We start from the raw sequence: 17,345 nt of genomic DNA, 5'->3' as shown, positions 1-17,345 counted from the left end.
CTTTTTAATCAGTGCACAAAAGCAAAAAGCCCACCGCTGTGTAAAGCAGTGGGCCTTAAATGGGAAAGTGAGTCGTTACTTCTGAGTAATGTCCGCACCAAACCATTTCTGAGAGATACTTTCTAGCGTACCATCTGCGCGCATTGCTGCTAATGCTTCGTTTACTTCTGCTTGCAGTTTTTGACCGTTGTCATTGTTTACGAAAGGCCAAGCATTTTCGATTGTCTCGAATGGTTGTCCTGCTAGCTGTAATGGTAGACCAGTCTTCTTGATAAGCTCTAGTGCTGATAGGCGATCCATTACGAATGCGTCGGCACGACCAAGAGCGACATCATGTTCAATACCGGTATCGTAGGTTTTGACATTGATTTTGCCTTCTTTGTCGTAGCTGCGCAGCAGTTGCTCAAAGTTTGAGCCAAGGTTTACCGCAACCGTCTTACCATCTAGGTCTTCGATACCTTTAATGCTGTCATTACCTTTACGAACGGTAATTTGTGCGCCGTCTACTACGTAAGGGTCTGCGAATAGGTATTTCGCTTTACGTGCATCCGTTATTGTAATTTGGTTTGAAATGGTATCGATTCGACCCGTTTCAAGAAGACCAAACAGACCAGAGAAGTTTGCCGTTACGTATTCAACGCTATAGTCATTACGTTTACCGATCTCATCCCATAAATCCACTTCAAAACCTTGTAGTTGGTCTTGTTTAACGAACGTAAATGGGAAGTAGCGACCAGACATGCCGACTTTAACTTCAGTCGCGGCTTGAACAGTAGCAGCAGAGAGTGCGATAGCCGCAATTGCAGCCTTAATCCAGTTATTCATTTGGTAACTCCTTATATTTATAGGGTTGGATGTTACTGGGAAAATGCTCAATAGAATAAATAACCAGATGTTATTAACCATAACCAGATCGTATTCTCGATTTGGGGATAACTAGCAAGGATCCGGGCATAAGTGGATCGTTGTGTGAGTAAAGTAGGGGCAAGATGTGTGGATCCATCCAGTTTTGCACTATTTATTGTGAATAACTTGGATCTTATTCACTGGATCTGTGATCAATTGCTGGTGATCTGACTTATCAACAGGTAAAATTAGCGGTCATTTCATATAACTTAAATAGAGTGGGGCACCGTGTCATCTTCGCTTTGGTTGCAATGCTTGCAACAGCTTCAAGAAGAGTTACCAGCTACAGAATTCAGTATGTGGGTACGTCCGTTACAAGCGGAGCTCAATGGTAATACTCTAACTCTATTTGCACCAAACCGATTTGTACTCGATTGGGTGCGCGATAAGTACCTAAATAGCATTAACCGTTTGCTACAAGAATATTGTGGTAATGATATCCCGCATCTTCATTTTGAGATTGGAAGTAAACGAGTCATTGCTCCAAGGTCTGAGGCTATCGCCCCTGCTCGTACACGTACTGCTGCTGATGTAGCTGCTGAGTCGTCTGCACCTGCGCAGCTACAAGCACGCAAACCAGTACACAATATCTGGCGTGATGAAGAACCTGTAGCGGTTGACCTTAATCACCGTTCAAACGTGAACCCAAAACATAAGTTCAATAACTTTGTTGAAGGTAAGTCGAACCAACTGGGTTTGGCTGCGGCACGTCAGGTTTCTGATAACCCAGGAACCGCTTACAACCCGTTGTTTTTGTATGGCGGTACTGGTTTAGGTAAAACGCACTTGTTGCATGCGGTGGGTAACGCCATTGTTGATAATAAGCCGAATGCTAAAGTGGTTTACATGCACTCAGAGCGCTTTGTTCAAGACATGGTGAAAGCGCTCCAAAACAATGCGATTGAAGAATTTAAGCGCTACTACCGTAGTGTTGATGCATTGCTTATCGATGATATCCAATTTTTTGCTAACAAAGAGCGCTCTCAAGAAGAGTTCTTCCATACCTTTAATGCGTTGCTTGAAGGCAATCAACAGATCATCCTAACGTCTGACCGTTATCCAAAAGAGATCAACGGGGTAGAGGATCGTCTTAAATCCCGCTTCGGTTGGGGTTTGACGGTTGCGATTGAGCCACCTGAGCTTGAGACTCGTGTGGCGATCTTGATGAAGAAAGCCGAAGACCACCAAATTCATCTTGCGGATGAAGTGGCGTTCTTTATTGCGAAGCGTTTACGCTCTAACGTTCGTGAGCTAGAAGGCGCATTGAACCGTGTTATTGCGAATGCAAACTTCACTGGCCGTCCGATCACGATCGATTTCGTGCGTGAAGCACTGCGTGACTTACTTGCCCTGCAAGAAAAACTGGTCACCATTGATAACATTCAAAAGACAGTCGCTGAATACTACAAAATCAAAGTCGCTGATCTATTATCTAAACGTCGTTCTCGTTCTGTTGCTCGTCCGCGCCAATTGGCGATGGCACTGGCTAAAGAGCTGACTAACCACAGCTTGCCTGAAATTGGTGATGCATTCGGTGGCCGTGACCACACGACTGTGCTGCACGCTTGTCGTAAGATTGCTCAGCTGCGTGAAGAGAGCCACGACATTAAAGAAGATTATTCGAACTTGATTCGTACCCTTTCTTCTTAATACACAGTATTCTTAACCTTAATAAGCAGAATCTTGGCCACGTACTATTACGCAGTGCCATTTAGACCGTAAGAGCAAGATATGAAATTTACCATTGAACGTAGTCACCTGATAAAGCCATTACAACAAGTATCTGGCGCACTCGGTGGCAGGCCAACGCTTCCAATTCTAGGAAACCTACTGATTAAAGTAGAAGATAACGTGTTGTCGATGACAGCGACGGATCTAGAAGTTGAATTGATCAGCCGTGTAACGCTTGAAGGTGATTTCGAAGCGGGCAGCATTACCGTACCTTCACGTAAGTTCCTAGATATCTGTCGCGGTTTGCCAGATAGCTCAGTGATCACTGTGGTATTGGATGGTGACCGTGTTCAGGTTCGTTCTGGTCGTAGCCGTTTCTCATTGGCAACATTACCTGCGGCAGATTTTCCAAATATTGAAGATTGGAGCAGTGAAGTTGAAGTGTCAGTGACACAAGCTGAATTACGCGGTCTTATCGAGAAAACACAATTCTCAATGGCGAACCAAGACGTTCGTTACTACCTCAACGGTATGCTGTTTGAGATTGAAGGTTCTATCTTACGTAGTGTTGCAACTGATGGTCACCGTATGGCGGTATCTCAAGCGCAACTGGGTGCTGATTTTGCTCAGAAGCAGATCATTGTTCCTCGTAAAGGTGTGCAAGAGTTGGTGAAGCTACTCGATGCTCCTGAACAGCCAGTAACGCTGCAGATTGGTAACTCTAACGTGCGTGCTGAAGTGAACAACTATGTCTTCACTTCTAAGCTGGTTGATGGTCGTTTTCCTGATTATCGCCGCGTAATGCCACAAAATACCACTAAGACATTAGAAGCCGGCTGCGATGAGTTACGTTCAGCGTTTTCTCGTGCTGCGATTCTGTCGAATGAAAAATTCCGTGGTGTTCGCGTTAATCTTGTAGATACCGAGATGCGTATTACGGCGAACAACCCAGAACAAGAAGAAGCGGAAGAAGTGCTAGACGTCACCTTCGACGGTGACGCGCTAGAGATTGGCTTCAACGTAAGCTACGTATTGGATGTATTGAACACACTGCGTTGTGAACAGGTTCGAATCTCAATGTCAGACGCGAATGCGAGTGCGTTGATTGAAAATGCACAAGATGACAGCGCGATGTACGTTGTTATGCCGATTCGTTTGTAACTGTGTTTATTTATACATTATGTTTGCTTATCAACAACGTTTGTCTATCGAGCCGTGATTGAAGATTAATATGAAGACGTTATGCCTTTATCGCGCTTAATCGTAAAGCAGTTTAGAAATATTGAAGCCTGTGACATTCAACCGTCATCAGGCTTTAACTTTCTTATAGGGGCTAACGGAAGCGGCAAAACCAGCGTCCTTGAAGCGGTGTATCTGCTCGGACATGGTCGCTCGTTCAAAAGCTCCTTAACCGGTCGTATCATTCAAAATGAGTGTAGCGAACTGTTTGTCCATGGCCGTTTTTTGACCTCGGATCAATTTGAGCTGCCAATTGGCATTAATAAGCAGCGCGATGGCACCACAGAGGTTAAAATAAGCGGTCAATCTGGGCAAAAATTGGCTCAGTTAGCTCAAGTCTTACCTTTGCAGTTGATTCACCCCGAAGGGTTTGATTTACTAACCGATGGACCTAAGCATCGCCGCGCATTCATTGATTGGGGAGTCTTCCACAGTGAGTCGGGTTTTTATGATGCTTGGGGCAGGGTAAAGCGCCTCAATAAACAGCGTAATGCATTATTGAAAACGGCGACGAACTATCGAGAACTGAGCTATTGGGATCAAGAATTGGCCCGTTTAGCTGAAAGCATCAGCCAGTGGCGTGCCACTTACGTTGAACAGCTTAAAGAAGTCGCCGAAGAAATCTGCGCGACCTTCTTGCCTGAGTTTGAGATAAAGATTAACTACTATCGAGGTTGGGATAAAGACACCCCATACGCCGAGATATTAGAAAAGAATTTTGAAAGGGATCAGCAGCTTGGTTACACCTTCAGTGGGCCAAACAAAGCGGATCTAAAGATAAAAGTGAACGGCACTCCAGTGGAAGATGTCTTGTCACGAGGTCAGTTGAAGTTGATGGTGTGCGCGCTACGAGTAGCACAAGGGCAACACCTCACTCAAATGACAGGTAAGCAGTGCATCTACTTGATAGATGACTTTGCTTCCGAATTAGATAGCCAACGCCGAGCACGTCTTGCTGAGTGTTTAAAGGCGACCAAGGCTCAAGTTTTTGTAAGCTCTATTACCGCTGATCAGATTGCAGATATGCATGACGAAAATAGCAGGATGTTTCATGTGGAACATGGCAAAATAGAGCAAGGATAATTAGTCAGAGAGTAACTATGTCAGATAATTACGATTCATCGAGTATTAAAGTACTGAAGGGTCTGGATGCGGTACGTAAGCGTCCTGGAATGTACATTGGCGACACGGATGATGGTACCGGTCTGCACCACATGGTTTTTGAGGTGGTAGATAACTCTATTGATGAAGCACTCGCTGGTCACTGTAATGACATCATCGTAACTATCCATGAAGATAGTTCTGTGTCAGTAAGCGATGACGGCCGTGGTATTCCAACTGAATTGCACCCAGAAGAAAAAGTATCAGCAGCAGAAGTAATCATGACGGTTCTTCACGCTGGTGGTAAGTTCGATGATAACTCGTACAAAGTATCTGGTGGTCTGCACGGTGTTGGTGTTTCAGTAGTTAACGCACTTTCTAAGCAAGTTACTCTTACTATCCATCGCGGTGGCAAAATCCACACTCAAACATACTGCCACGGTGAGCCTCAAGCGCCACTAGCGGTTGTGGGTGACACGGACAAAACAGGTACAGAGATTCGTTTCTGGCCGAGTGAAGAAACCTTCAATAACATCGAGTTCCATTACGATATTTTAGCTAAGCGTCTACGCGAGCTATCATTCTTGAACTCAGGTGTATCAATTAAGCTAATTGATAAGCGCGAAGAAGACAAAATGGATCACTTCGAATACGAAGGCGGTATCCAAGCGTTTGTTGAGCACTTAAACACCAACAAAACACCAATTATCCAGAAAATATTCCATTTCGATCATGAGCGTGAAGACGGTATTACCGTTGAAGTTGCGATGCAATGGAATGACGGTTACCAAGAAAATATTTATTGTTTCACCAACAACATCCCTCAGCGTGATGGTGGTGCTCACTTAGCGGGTTTCCGTGGTGCACTAACACGTACATTGAACAGCTTCATGGACAAAGAAGGCTTCTCGAAGAAAGCGAAGACTTCAACATCAGGTGATGATGCTCGTGAAGGTTTGACGGCGATTGTTTCGGTGAAAGTGCCAGATCCTAAGTTCTCAAGCCAAACTAAAGACAAACTGGTTTCTTCAGAAGTGAAGTCTGCGGTTGAGTCTACAATGGGTGAGAAACTGTCTGAGTTCTTAATTGAGAACCCAGGTGAAGCGAAAATCGTTTGTTCGAAAATTATCGATGCAGCACGTGCTCGTGATGCAGCGCGTAAAGCTCGTGAGATGACACGTCGTAAAGGCGCATTAGATTTAGCGGGTCTTCCAGGTAAACTAGCTGACTGTCAGGAAAAAGATCCAGCACTGTCTGAACTATATATTGTGGAAGGAGACTCTGCTGGCGGATCAGCTAAGCAGGGGCGTAACCGTAAGAACCAAGCAATCCTACCGCTTAAAGGTAAAATCCTTAACGTAGAGAAAGCACGTTTCGATAAAATGCTTTCTTCTCAAGAAGTTGCAACGCTCATCACAGCACTTGGTTGTGGTATTGGTCGTGACGAATACAACCCAGATAAACTGCGTTACCACAACATCATCATCATGACCGATGCCGATGTCGATGGTTCTCACATCCGTACCCTGCTACTGACGTTCTTCTACCGTCAAATGCCAGAGTTGATTGAACGTGGTTACATCTACATTGCTCAGCCACCACTTTACAAAGTGAAGAAGGGTAAGCAAGAGCAGTACATCAAAGATGAAGATGCGATGAACCAGTATCAAGTATCTTTAGCTTTAGACAATGCAGAATTGCACGTAAACCCTGAAGCGCCTGCGTTTGCTGGTGAAGGCTTAGAGAAGCTTGTTCATCAATACAATGCGGGTATTAAGCTGGTTGATCGTATGAGCCGTCGTTACCCACGCGCATTGATTCACGAACTGATTTATGTACCTCGCCTAACCGCTGAGCAGTGTCATGATGAAGTAGCCGTTGAAGCTTGGGGTAAGCAGCTTGTAGAGCAGCTAAACGGCAAAGAAGCGGGTGCGAGCCAATATTCTCTTGAAGTTGAAAAACACGAAGAGCTAGGTTTAAGCGTTCCTAAGATTGTAGTGCGTACACACGGTGTTACTCACGAACATGTACTGAGCATTGACCTTATCAACTCGAAAGAGTTTGGTAAGCTAGCAGATCTTTCTGAAGCGCTTGACGGCTTGATTGAAGAAGGCGCTTACATCAAGCGTGGTGAGCGTACTCAAGCGGTTTCTAGCTTTGTTGAAGCTCTGAACTGGTTAGTGAAAGAGTCTCGTCGTGGTCTGAGCCTACAACGATACAAAGGTCTAGGTGAGATGAACCCTGATCAGCTTTGGGAAACGACAATGGATCCTGAAACTCGTCGTATGATGCAAGTAACGATTGAAGATGCTGTTGGTGCTGATCTGTTGTTTACAACGTTGATGGGCGACCAAGTAGAGCCTCGTCGTAACTTCATCGAAGAGAATGCATTGAAAGTAGCAAACCTAGACGTTTAGTACCTTTGATACTTTGCTTTTTCGCTTAATTTCTGTGTCAGAGGTGCTCACATACATTCGTATGCTCCGCGCCTCTTCCTTGAACTAAAACGAAATAGCTTCGTCTCAAAAAACTAAATTTGTTATTAAAAAGACTGCCAAAAATGGCGGTCTTTTTTGTTTTTAAGTGACTGAAAAATATTGGATTGGAAAAATAATTGAAAATAATCCCTTGAAACTATTTTGCTCAATCCACATATCTAGTTGTGAAGAGGATGACTGTCTTGCTCTACAAGAGAAGAAACAGAACCTTCATTATCGCTGACGAAGTATCGCTCAAGAGAGGATAACTTTGTCAGCACACAATTTAAAAATTGATTCATTGCCATGTCCCAGCGTTGTCGCCAATAGAGGTGAAACCCGAGGAATGCGAACTGAATCCCTTAGCTGTTTACTGGGTCACACACAGGTTCGAACTCAGTAAAATTCACGGCTAAGACTATTGCTTACTAAAAGGATAGCATTATGAGAACTGTAGATTTCACTCCACTTTACCGCAACGCAATCGGCTTCGATCGTCTATTCAATATGATGGAAGCGAACACATCAAAAAATGCTTCTGGCGGTTACCCTCCGTATAACATCGAGCAAAAAGACGAGAATAACTACCGTATTACTATGGCAGTCGCTGGTTTTGCAGATGACCAATTAGATCTTACTCAAAAAGAGAACATGTTAATTGTTAAAGGTGAGCGTAAAGCTGAAGCAGAGAAAACCTTCGTATATCAAGGTATTGCAGAGCGCGATTTCGAACGTAAATTCCAACTGGCTGACTACGTAAAAGTGGTAGGTGCAAGTATGGAAAATGGTCTTCTTCACATCGACCTAGAACGCGAAATCCCAGAAGCGATGCAACCACGTAAGATTGCTATTAATGGTAATGGTCTAATCGAAGGCTAATACCCGTCATACTTGAAGCTACAGCGTTGTTGACGTCGTAAATTCCCCCTAATCACATAGGTTCCCTATGCTCATCGGGTTGAATTTTCTAGTCGCCTAGCTGAACCCCCAATTATTTAGGGTATTCAAGTGACAAAAACTATCGGGAAGTAAAAGTGAAAGAGCACCTTATGAGGTGCTCTTTATTGTATTTGGCCTACAGTAACCTAAAAGGTTTTATTACTGTTCTGAGTAAGCCTTTTTCACTTCTTCAGCAATGATTGAAATGCCTTTCTGCATCGCCTCATCATCTTGCACGTAGTTCATGCGTAGACATTGATGGGCATGATCCCATTCGTCTTCTTGGCCGATAAAGAAGTATTCACCCGGAACAATCAATACGCCACGAGCTTTGAGGCGGTCGTACAGCTCCATGGTGGTAATCGGCAGCTCATCAAACCATAGCCATAAGAAAATCGCGCCTTCAGGCTTGTGGATACGGAAGCGAGGGTCATCGATCGCTTGTTGTAAGAGCTCAACTGCACGTAGAGATTTATCTTTATAGAAAGGTTTGATTACCTCGCTGCTTAAGCGCAGTAAATCGCCTTTTTCAATCATGTGGTTAGCAATCGCAGGACCAACACTATTGGGTGCTAGGCTGATAATGCCATTCATGTTGGTCAGTGCTTGTGTTACTTCTTCGCTCGCAATCACGATACCGCAGCGCACGCCTGGCAAGCCTAGCTTGGATAGGCTCATGCACAGAATCGTATTTTCATTCCAGAACGGTTCAACATCTTCAAAGATGATGTTTGGAAACGGTAAGCCGTAAGCATTATCGATCAGCAGCGGAATGTTGTTTTCACGCGCTAGTTTATCCAGTTTACGGACTTCTTCGTCAGTCAGCACGTTACCGGTTGGGTTGGTTGGGCGAGAAGCACAGATAGCGGCAACTGAATCATCAACCTTGAGCTGTTCAAAATCGACGTGGTATTTGAACTGTCTGTTTTCAAGCAACTCGATCTCTGGGTGGTAAGAGATAAAAATATCGTCATCAATGCCAGCATCGCCGTAACCGATGTACTCAGGCGCGATTGGCAGCAAGATTTTCTTGTGCGAGCCATCTGGCTGCTGACCTGCTAACAAGTTGAATAAGTAGAAGAAGCCACTTTGGCTGCCATTAGTTAGGCTAATGTTCTTCTCACTGATGTCCCAGCTGTAAGTATCTTTTAGCATTGTAGCTAACGACTTGATGAAGCTGTCTTTGCCTTGCGGACCATCGTAGTTGGCGAGGGCGGCGATGAGTTCTCCACTGGCGAGCATGTCGGCACTGGCTTGGTTAAAGTAATCGAGCATGGCTGGGATAGCGGCTGGGTTGCCACCACCGAGCATGATTGCGCCAGGAGTGCGCAGGCCATCATTCAAATCATCCATTAAACGAGTGATTCCAGAGTATCGATTAAACTTTTCACCAAACTTAGAGAACTGCATTACTTATTTTACCTAATTCATTGTGATTGCTTGTTATGTGTCATTAAGGCAGACCTTATGTCTACCATCAGTGTGTTCCTTGAACATACCGCAATGTTTTTGCGACGCATAGCGCCAAATGCTCTAACACGAAAAAAACTTCTATAAAGTTTAACTAATGAGTGTCTGCTTTCTTATTGAACGAGTATTTCGTGATCAAAAAAGGAGAAGCCGAAGCTTCCCCTTTAGTTTCTACTATTTTATGTCAATGAACGATTATTTCGAGCCGGTGTACACAACCAACACCTTGTCATCTTGGTATTGGCGCTCGAAGGCATAGTAGCCCTTGCTGTTACGGATGATGTGCTTGCCTTGAGCAACCGCTGGGTGGCGTTGGCGGAATTGGCCAAGGGTTTGCCAGTGTTCTACAGTTGCGCTCGTTCGCCTGTGATTTGATCCCAAGGCATGTCTGAACGGGTGCCCTGCATCGGGTCTGATCCTGTTGGGCCAAAATCTCGTGCAATCTCATCACCGTAATAGATCTGCACTGCACCGGGAGCCAGCATCAACGCGTTTGCAGCTTTGGTCTGTTTTGCAAAGTCACTGCCGTGTTGTGTCCAGAATAACGAGGTGTCGTGAGACGAGAGGTAACTCAACACGTTGAACTCGCTGTCACTGTTGATCTTGTCTGCGTAGCGAAGGTAGTCAGCATCGAGATCGGATAGACACTTAAGTGCTTTGGGTGCGATATCACTCTGGAATTCAAAGTTGATGATCGAATCAAACCCGTTAGCGAAATAGTCTGATTTCACCACGCTGTGTGCCCATACTTCACCCGTCATCCAGAATGGTAGGTCATCCAACGCTTTGTCTGGGTTGTTTTGCTTCCATTCTGCAAGCGCTTGGTTCGTGCTCTCTTTAAGCTTTGCCCACGCATCTAACTCAACGTGCTTGGCGGTATCGACTCTAAAACCATCAACGCCATATTCACGTACCCAGTCAGACAACCAAGTGATGAGATGTTCACGAGGGGTTTGGAGTTCATCCGTGGCGCTGGTGGACTTGTTGCGATAGAAATTAGGCAGCCCAGTGGTCTCTGTTGATTCAGTTTTAAAGTCGGGTAGGTGCGCCAGAGACATGGTGAGGTTGTTGTAACCCGGAGAGTCATAAGCGCCGATATCACTGCGCAACCACGCTTTACCCCACCACTTTTCCCAAGCGTCTTGGTCGCTGTAGGATATGAAGTTATTGAAGTAGTGCCAGTTTTGACCTGCCTTTGGTTGCCAGTCGGTCCAGTTCTCACCAAGCGTTTGTTTAGCTTGGTCATCGGTCAGGTTGAGTTTACCAAAATCGAACTCTTGCATGTCGGCAAGCGTGGCGTAGCCAGTGTGGTTCATTACCACATCCCAAACGACACGAATGCCTTTGCTGTGCGCGGTATCGATGAAGGTTTTCAGCTCGTCTTCGGTACCCATGTTGTCATCGAGCTTAGTCCAATCTTGATGGTAGTAGCCATGATAGCCATAATGTTTGAAGTCACCGCGATCACCACCGCCAACCCAGCCGTGGATTTGCTCTAGTGGAGAGGTAATCCAGATAGCATTGGCCCCGAGCGATTCAATGTAGTCGAGCTTTTCGGTTAAGCCTGCTAGGTCACCACCGTGGAAGGTGCCGATTTCATCTTGTCCATCTTGACTGCGACCATAGCTATTGTCGTTGTCAGGGTTACCGTTGTGGAAGCGATCGGTCATCACGAAGTAAACCGTGGCGTTGTCCCAACTAAAATCAGCTTTGGTTTCTGGTTCTACTTTCTCTAGTAGCAGAACACCTTGGCTGTTTTCTGCAGGCTGCATGGTGACGCTGCCATTAGTTACTGTGACTTGTTTGCCTGAAAGAGCGTCTCTTACCACGGTGCCATCATCAAAGGTTTGAGCAACATCGATAGTGGTTGGCTGATCACTAGGAACCGGACAAGCAAAGCTTTGTACTTGTTGCTGCTTTGGCTTTACTTGAACCGTCAGCTCATTAGTCTGAGGGTTGAGCGTAAATTGGTAGGTGTTAGCACGAAAGACCTTAATATCAATTTCAGATTTATCGGCGCAGTCGTCTAGGCGAAGGGGCTTATTGAATTTGATGCGGCTCTCTTCAGCCAGCGCAAAGTTGGTACCACAGGTATTTTGAGTATCGCTGATAGAGAAGGTATAGCTACCTTTAGCGAGTTCCTGTTCAGCAATAACTGTGCCTTTACCTGTTGATTCAAATACGACAGTGTTGTTATCAATTGTCAGCAATAAGCTGTTATCACTGGTTTGGCTGCATGCGCTGAGTGCGAGTATTGAAAGCGCGAGTACTGTTTTTTTCATTGTTCCCTTCCCCTGAATAAACAGGTTATTTATAGCAAACAATGCCCTCTACAGTCTGAGTGCTGATTCATTCAGTTAATCAATAACACCTCTACAAACAAATGCTTGGTTCACAAAAACAAAAAGGGAAGCTTTCGCTTCCCTTTGGGTGTTTACAGTTAGTTACTCAGAGTATGACTTAGAGCAACAATCTCACTCGTGCTTATTTTTGCAGTAGAGAGATGTCAGCAATCTGTAGGAACAGGTTACGTAGGTTGTTCAGTAGCGTTAGACGGTTCTTCTTAAGCGCTTCGTCATCAGCCATCACCATTACGTTATCGAAGAATGCATCAACGGGTTCACGTAGGTCAGCAAGCTTGCTTAGGGCTTCTTGGTAGTTGCCTGTCGCGAATGCTGGTTCCAGTGCTTCCGTCATTACTTCAACGTTTTCAGCCAGCGCTTTCTCTGCGTCTTCTTGAAGAAGAGCTAGATCGATTTCTGCTGGTAGTTCGCCATCGAATTTCGCAAGGATGTTACCTACACGCTTGTTCGCTGCTGCTAGTGCTTCTGCTGCTTCCAGTTCACGGAAGTGAGAAACCGCTTTAACACGTTGGTCAAAGTCAGCTGGCTTGGTTGGACGACGTGCTAGTACCGCTTGGATGATATCAACGCTGAAACCAGCATCTTGGTACCATGCGCGGAAACGACCTAGCATAAAGTCGATAACGTCAGCTTCTACGTTGTCGTTAGTTAGCTTGTCGCCTAGTAGCTCTTTCGCTTTACCGATTAGATCAGTTAGGTCTAGGTTGTAGCCGTTTTCAACGATGATACGTAGCACACCTAGTGATGCACGACGTAGAGCGAATGGGTCAGAACCTTTTGGTGCTTGGCCAATACCGAAGATACCTACGATAGTGTCTAGCTTGTCTGCCATTGCTACAGCAGAAGATATGCCAGTGCTTGGTAGTGTGTCACCTGCGAAACGAGGCATGTACTGCTCGTAAAGTGCCAGTGCTACTTGCTCGTCTTCACCATCGTGCGTTGCGTAGTGCATGCCCATCACACCTTGAGTATCCGTAAATTCGAATACCATTGATGTCATTAGGTCACACTTAGCCAGTAGGCCTGCGCGCTTAGACTTTTCAACGTCAGCATCGATTTGCTCAGCAATGTAGCCTGCAAGTTCTGTGATGCGGTCTGTTTTGTCTTTGATAGTGCCCAGTTGCTTCTGGAAGATAGCTTGATCTAGTTCAGCAAGACGGTCGATAAGCGGGCGCTTACGGTCGGTGTTGAAGAAGAATTCAGCATCAGCAAGACGTGGACGTACAACTTTCTCGTTACCTTCGATAACGTGACGAGGCTCTTTAGACTCGATGTTCGAAACGAAGATAAAGTTCGGTAGTAGGTTTTTCTCTGAATCGTATACAGGGAAGTACTTCTGGTCGCCTTTCATGGTGTAAACCAAAGCTTCAGAAGGCACTTTTAGGAACTCTTGCTCAAACTTAGCAGTAAGCACTACTGGCCATTCAACCAAAGAGGTAACTTCTTCAACAAGGTCATCTTCTAGGTCAGCAATACCGCCAACCGCATCTGCTGCTTTTTTAGCATCAGCAAGAATGATCGCTTTACGCGCATCGTAATCTGCCATTACTTTACCGCGCTCTTCTAAGATCGCAGGGTATTGGTCAGCAGAGTCGATAGTGAACTCTTGTTCGCCCATGAAACGGTGGCCACGGATAGTACGAGCAGAAGCTACACCTAGGATTTTGCCTTCAACAAGCTCATCACCTAGTAGTACTGTCAGTGTTTTCACTGGACGGATAAATTGGATGTCTGAGTTACCCCAGCGCATTGCTTTAGGAATGGGTAGGCCAGCCAGTGCTTTCGCAGCGATGTCCATTACCAATTTTTGAACTGGTTTGCCAGCCACTTCTTGTTTGAAAAGAAGCCACTCACCTTTGTCTGTTTTCAGACGGTCAGCTTGCTCAACAGTAATACCGTTACCACGAGCCCAACCTTGTGCAGCTTTAGTCGCGTTGCCTTCAGCATCGAATGCTACAGAAATTGCAGGGCCGCGCTTCTCAACGACTTTGTCTGCTTGGCCTTCAGCCAGGGCGGTCACTTTAAGTGCTAGACGACGAGGTGCTGCGTACCACTTGATGCCTTCGTGAGAAAGCTCAGCCGTTTTAAGACCTGCTTCAAAGTTAGAAGCAAAGGCTTCTGCTAGAGAACGAAGTGCCGTTGGTGGAAGCTCTTCCGTACCCAGTTCAATTAGAAAATTCTTCGCCATGATTATTTACCTTCCTTTTCTTCTACAGATCGGCACATTGGGAAGCCAAGTGCTTCACGTGACGCGTAGTACGCTTCTGCAACAGCTTTAGTCAGGTTGCGGATACGAAGGATGTAACGTTGACGCTCTGTTACAGAGATAGCTTTGCGCGCATCAAGGATGTTGAATGCGTGACCTGCTTTTAGAATGCGCTCATAAGCTGGAAGCGGCAGTGGCTTCTCAAGCTCAAGTAGCTCTTTACACTCTTTTTCGCACTGGTCGAAGAAAGTGAATAGGAAATCTACGTCTGCGTGCTCGAAGTTGTATGTTGATTGCTCAACTTCGTTTTGGTGGAAGATGTCACCGTAAGTCACGTTAGAACCGTCTGGTGCTACGTTCCATACAAGGTCGTAAACAGAGTCTACTTCCTGGATGTACATTGCTAGACGCTCGATACCGTAAGTGATCTCGCCAGTTACAGGCTTACACTCAAGGCCGCCAACTTGTTGGAAGTAAGTGAATTGAGTCACTTCCATACCGTTTAGCCATACTTCCCAACCAAGACCCCATGCGCCTAGCGTTGGGTTTTCCCAGTTGTCTTCTACGAAGCGAATATCGTGAACAAGCGGGTCGACACCAAGAACTTCAAGAGAGCCTAAGTACAACTCCTGGATGTTATCTGGAGAAGGTTTTAGAGCTACTTGGAATTGATAGTAGTGCTGCAGGCGGTTCGGGTTTTCACCGTAACGACCATCGGTCGGACGACGAGAAGGTTGAACGTATGCCGTAGACATTGGCTCTGGGCCAAGTGCACGTAGACATGTCATTGGGTGAGAGGTGCCAGCACCTACTTCCATATCTAGTGGTTGAACAATGGTACAACCGTTTTGTGCCCAGTAATCCTGCAGCGCGAGGATCATTCCCTGGAAGGTTTTGATATCGTATTTTTGCATAGTCAGGTTCGCGCGATTCTTTTAAATGAATGAGAAAAATAACCTCTGAGTATACCGAGATATTGGTAAAGCGAGTAGGGGTAATCTTGTTTAATTAGTGGTCTAAAATGTCGTTTAGTGGATTTTTTTGCCTTTAATGTTTGTTTTTCGGCACAAGTGGATATTTTGATAACTTTGACACTTGTGTTTGAAAGCGTGGGTGATTAAAATCTCGCGGTCTTTGGGGAGTAGCTTACTTATTCATATCCTATTGAATGAGTTCGTCCGTCAACATAATTGATGCAAAATCATCATGGCGTTCGAGGCAACCACCACCTTGGTGGTGCTTAGCAAGACCTTAGACAAGCATCGTGAACCGGGATGGGGCGCGAGGTTTGTCTTTGGTTAAATATAATAATCTCCGTCCCAAATGAGCATGTCGTGAGCGTTTTAGCAATTTCAATTACAACTGTCGCCTTAGCCGAGATCGGTGATAAGACTCAGTTGCTATCCCTTTTATTAGCCAGTCGATATCGCAAGCCGATACCTATTATCGCGGCTATCTTCTTTGCCACCATTGCCAATCATGCTCTTGCTGCATGGCTCGGTGTCGTTATCGCAGATTACTTATCTCCTGAAATCTTAAAATGGGTGCTGGTGGTCAGTTTTATCGCTATGGCGGGCTGGATTCTTATTCCGGATAAATTGGATGACGATGAGCAGATCTCGAATCGAGGCCCATTTGTCGCCAGCTTTATCGCTTTCTTTATTGCTGAGATTGGCGATAAGACTCAGATTGCGACCTCCATTCTAGGGGCTCAATATTCGGATGCATTAACGTGGGTGATTCTCGGCACTACCATTGGTATGTTGCTGGCGAATGTGCCAGTGGTGATCATTGGTAAGTTATCGGCAGATAAGATGCCTCTTGACCTGATTCGCAAGATCACGGCTTTGTTATTCGTGGGTTTGGCTATCGCAGCGGCTTTCTATTAAGCGGTGGTATTGAGTCTTATTATACTCAACCAGTAGAGTAATGTGTTGTAGGTCATACTCTTACAGTATTGTCGGGTTTATCGAGCGAATGGACATATAACTGTCATACTTGTCATGATATTTTAATCTTGTGAGTTAAGAACACGAGGGCATGATTATGTTGACGCGTTATATGGGTATTACTCCACAAAGCCAAAGTTATCTATTTACCTTTGGTCTTGCACTTACACTATTAGGCATGGTGTTGACGGACATGTGGCTACCAATGGTGGCTGGTTCGATGATCATGACTGGGCTTGCGGTAGAGGCCTGGATTCGAGTGGCGCATATTATTCCTATGCGCAAAGATATCCGAGAAATTCAGCATCAGCTTGAGCATCTGCAAAACAAGCCTAGAAACGAATAAATAAAAAGCCGCTCGTACTCTGAGTTCTGTTGAAGAACATAAGGTACGAGCGGCTTTTTTGATGCTTGATACTCGGTGGGGCGTTATGCCTCCAATCCCTTTCTGATCAAATACTGGTAAGGCAACGTTTCTGTCGCTTGACCTACCAACTGGTGATCCATGAATCGACAAAAGCTCGGGATATCTCGAGTTGTCGAAGGATCGTCAGCTTTTACCAGTAACACATCGCCATCCTGCATGTTTCTAATTGTCTTCCTGACCATCATTACTGGTTCCGGGCAACGTAGGCCTTCAGCTTCTAAAGTATGGGTTGCCAGTTCAGGTTTGAATGTCATGGTTTGTATCTCTATTTCTATCTAACGAGTGAATAATACGTCTGCAGAAAAAATATGCAATAAGTGCTTGGCAAACAGAATCATTTCCTATAACTTAGTTAACAAGTTGATAACAACTTGAAGCAAAGGCAACTAGCTAAGGAGTGGCGATGTTGACAGGATTAGATAGATTAACAATTTATTCAGTTCTCTGTTTTATTTCTTTCTGTGCGTTAGTTTTGCGCTCATCGACAGAGACCTCACTGATGCCTATCTTTGGCATAGTAGCAACGATTATTGGTATTTGGGTAGAGATGCGCCGTTGGCAAGGTATAGCCGAAGAGCAAGAGCACTAACCCGAATA

At 45.2% G+C, this 17,345-nt stretch carries 13 protein-coding genes, 1 pseudogene and 1 riboswitch; of the genes and pseudogenes, 8 read left to right on the top strand and 6 right to left on the bottom strand.

The features are described 5' to 3' along the window. Positions 1 to 75: 75 nt before the first annotated feature. Positions 76 to 825 (bottom strand): amino acid ABC transporter substrate-binding protein, encoded by a 750-nt coding sequence (locus DUN60_RS14255; protein WP_054548324.1) that lies wholly within the window; start codon positions 823 to 825, stop codon positions 76 to 78. Between the two features lie 309 nt (positions 826 to 1,134). Here DUN60_RS14255 and dnaA point away from each other — a divergent pair, with 309 nt between their 5' ends. From dnaA to DUN60_RS14230, 5 genes are all read left to right on the top strand, one after another. After that, on the top strand, positions 1,135 to 2,556 hold the full coding sequence (dnaA, locus tag DUN60_RS14250; protein WP_017081729.1) for a chromosomal replication initiator protein DnaA: 1,422 nt from the start codon (positions 1,135 to 1,137) through the stop codon (positions 2,554 to 2,556). 81 nt (positions 2,557 to 2,637) lie between these two features. Next, entirely contained in the window at positions 2,638 to 3,738 is a 1,101-nt protein-coding gene (dnaN, locus tag DUN60_RS14245; RefSeq protein ID WP_017073815.1) for a DNA polymerase III subunit beta, read from the top strand. A gap of 81 nt (positions 3,739 to 3,819) precedes the next feature. Continuing rightward, positions 3,820 to 4,899, top strand: a complete 1,080-nt coding sequence (gene recF / locus DUN60_RS14240; protein ID WP_114634139.1) for a DNA replication/repair protein RecF — start codon at positions 3,820 to 3,822, stop codon at positions 4,897 to 4,899. Positions 4,900 to 4,916: 17 nt separating this feature from the next. Then, the gene (gene gyrB, locus DUN60_RS14235) at positions 4,917 to 7,334 is read left to right on the top strand and encodes a DNA topoisomerase (ATP-hydrolyzing) subunit B (RefSeq protein ID WP_114634138.1); all 2,418 of its coding nucleotides are present in this window, start codon (positions 4,917 to 4,919) and stop codon (positions 7,332 to 7,334) included. A 504-nt stretch (positions 7,335 to 7,838) separates the two neighbouring features. Then, positions 7,839 to 8,273 (top strand): Hsp20 family protein, encoded by a 435-nt coding sequence (locus DUN60_RS14230; protein WP_114634137.1) that lies wholly within the window; start codon positions 7,839 to 7,841, stop codon positions 8,271 to 8,273. Between the two features lie 219 nt (positions 8,274 to 8,492). Here the strand turns inward: DUN60_RS14230 and DUN60_RS14225 are convergent, their stop codons facing one another. The 4 genes and pseudogenes from DUN60_RS14225 to glyQ all read right to left on the bottom strand — a co-directional run bounded on the left by DUN60_RS14225 (position 8,493) and on the right by glyQ (position 15,286). Beyond that, positions 8,493 to 9,743, bottom strand: a complete 1,251-nt coding sequence (locus DUN60_RS14225) for a valine--pyruvate transaminase (protein WP_114634136.1) — start codon at positions 9,741 to 9,743, stop codon at positions 8,493 to 8,495. Between the two features lie 255 nt (positions 9,744 to 9,998). Then, positions 9,999 to 12,085: pseudogene (locus DUN60_RS14220) on the bottom strand (alpha-amylase). Positions 12,086 to 12,287: 202 nt separating this feature from the next. Beyond that, the gene (gene glyS / locus DUN60_RS14215; RefSeq protein ID WP_114634135.1) at positions 12,288 to 14,354 is read right to left on the bottom strand and encodes a glycine--tRNA ligase subunit beta; all 2,067 of its coding nucleotides are present in this window, start codon (positions 14,352 to 14,354) and stop codon (positions 12,288 to 12,290) included. Between the two features lie 2 nt (positions 14,355 to 14,356). Beyond that, the gene (gene glyQ / locus DUN60_RS14210) at positions 14,357 to 15,286 is read right to left on the bottom strand and encodes a glycine--tRNA ligase subunit alpha (RefSeq protein ID WP_004736678.1); all 930 of its coding nucleotides are present in this window, start codon (positions 15,284 to 15,286) and stop codon (positions 14,357 to 14,359) included. A 210-nt stretch (positions 15,287 to 15,496) separates the two neighbouring features. Further along, positions 15,497 to 15,614, top strand: a riboswitch (yybP-ykoY riboswitch). Positions 15,615 to 15,706: 92 nt separating this feature from the next. Here glyQ and DUN60_RS14205 point away from each other — a divergent pair. Continuing rightward, entirely contained in the window at positions 15,707 to 16,261 is a 555-nt protein-coding gene (locus DUN60_RS14205) for a TMEM165/GDT1 family protein (protein ID WP_017077289.1), read from the top strand. 151 nt (positions 16,262 to 16,412) lie between these two features. Beyond that, entirely contained in the window at positions 16,413 to 16,667 is a 255-nt protein-coding gene (locus tag DUN60_RS14200; RefSeq protein ID WP_083994945.1) for a hypothetical protein, read from the top strand. Positions 16,668 to 16,750: 83 nt separating this feature from the next. Here the strand turns inward: DUN60_RS14200 and tusA are convergent, their stop codons facing one another. Then, complete coding sequence (gene tusA / locus DUN60_RS14195) at positions 16,751 to 17,002, bottom strand: sulfurtransferase TusA (RefSeq protein ID WP_004736675.1); 252 nt, start codon at positions 17,000 to 17,002, stop codon at positions 16,751 to 16,753. Positions 17,003 to 17,151: 149 nt separating this feature from the next. Between tusA and DUN60_RS14190 the strand changes: the two genes are divergently transcribed. Beyond that, the gene (locus tag DUN60_RS14190; protein WP_004736674.1) at positions 17,152 to 17,337 is read left to right on the top strand and encodes a hypothetical protein; all 186 of its coding nucleotides are present in this window, start codon (positions 17,152 to 17,154) and stop codon (positions 17,335 to 17,337) included. Positions 17,338 to 17,345 lie beyond the last annotated feature (8 nt).

The sequence above is a fragment of the Vibrio splendidus genome (assembly GCF_003345295.1).
In the GTDB taxonomy this organism is placed as follows: Bacteria; Pseudomonadota; Gammaproteobacteria; order Enterobacterales; family Vibrionaceae; genus Vibrio; species Vibrio splendidus_K.
The sequence above is the reverse complement of the archived record's forward strand: the minus strand, read 5'-3'. Positions and strand labels throughout refer to the sequence as shown.

Excerpts from the sequence above, each read along its gene's own strand:
- glyS (WP_114634135.1), bottom strand. The coding sequence starts at position 14,354 with ATGGCGAAGAATTTTCTAATTGAACTGGGTACGGAAGAGCTTCCACCA.
- tusA (WP_004736675.1), bottom strand. The coding sequence starts at position 17,002 with ATGACATTCAAACCTGAACTGGCAACCCATACTTTAGAAGCTGAAGGC.
- recF (WP_114634139.1), top strand. The coding sequence starts at position 3,820 with ATGCCTTTATCGCGCTTAATCGTAAAGCAGTTTAGAAATATTGAAGCC.
- DUN60_RS14255 (WP_054548324.1), bottom strand. The coding sequence starts at position 825 with ATGAATAACTGGATTAAGGCTGCAATTGCGGCTATCGCACTCTCTGCT.
- DUN60_RS14230 (WP_114634137.1), top strand. The coding sequence starts at position 7,839 with ATGAGAACTGTAGATTTCACTCCACTTTACCGCAACGCAATCGGCTTC.
- glyQ (WP_004736678.1), bottom strand. The coding sequence starts at position 15,286 with ATGCAAAAATACGATATCAAAACCTTCCAGGGAATGATCCTCGCGCTG.
- DUN60_RS14225 (WP_114634136.1), bottom strand. The coding sequence starts at position 9,743 with ATGCAGTTCTCTAAGTTTGGTGAAAAGTTTAATCGATACTCTGGAATC.
- DUN60_RS14200 (WP_083994945.1), top strand. The coding sequence starts at position 16,413 with ATGATTATGTTGACGCGTTATATGGGTATTACTCCACAAAGCCAAAGT.
- DUN60_RS14190 (WP_004736674.1), top strand. The coding sequence starts at position 17,152 with ATGTTGACAGGATTAGATAGATTAACAATTTATTCAGTTCTCTGTTTT.
- gyrB (WP_114634138.1), top strand. The coding sequence starts at position 4,917 with ATGTCAGATAATTACGATTCATCGAGTATTAAAGTACTGAAGGGTCTG.
- dnaN (WP_017073815.1), top strand. The coding sequence starts at position 2,638 with ATGAAATTTACCATTGAACGTAGTCACCTGATAAAGCCATTACAACAA.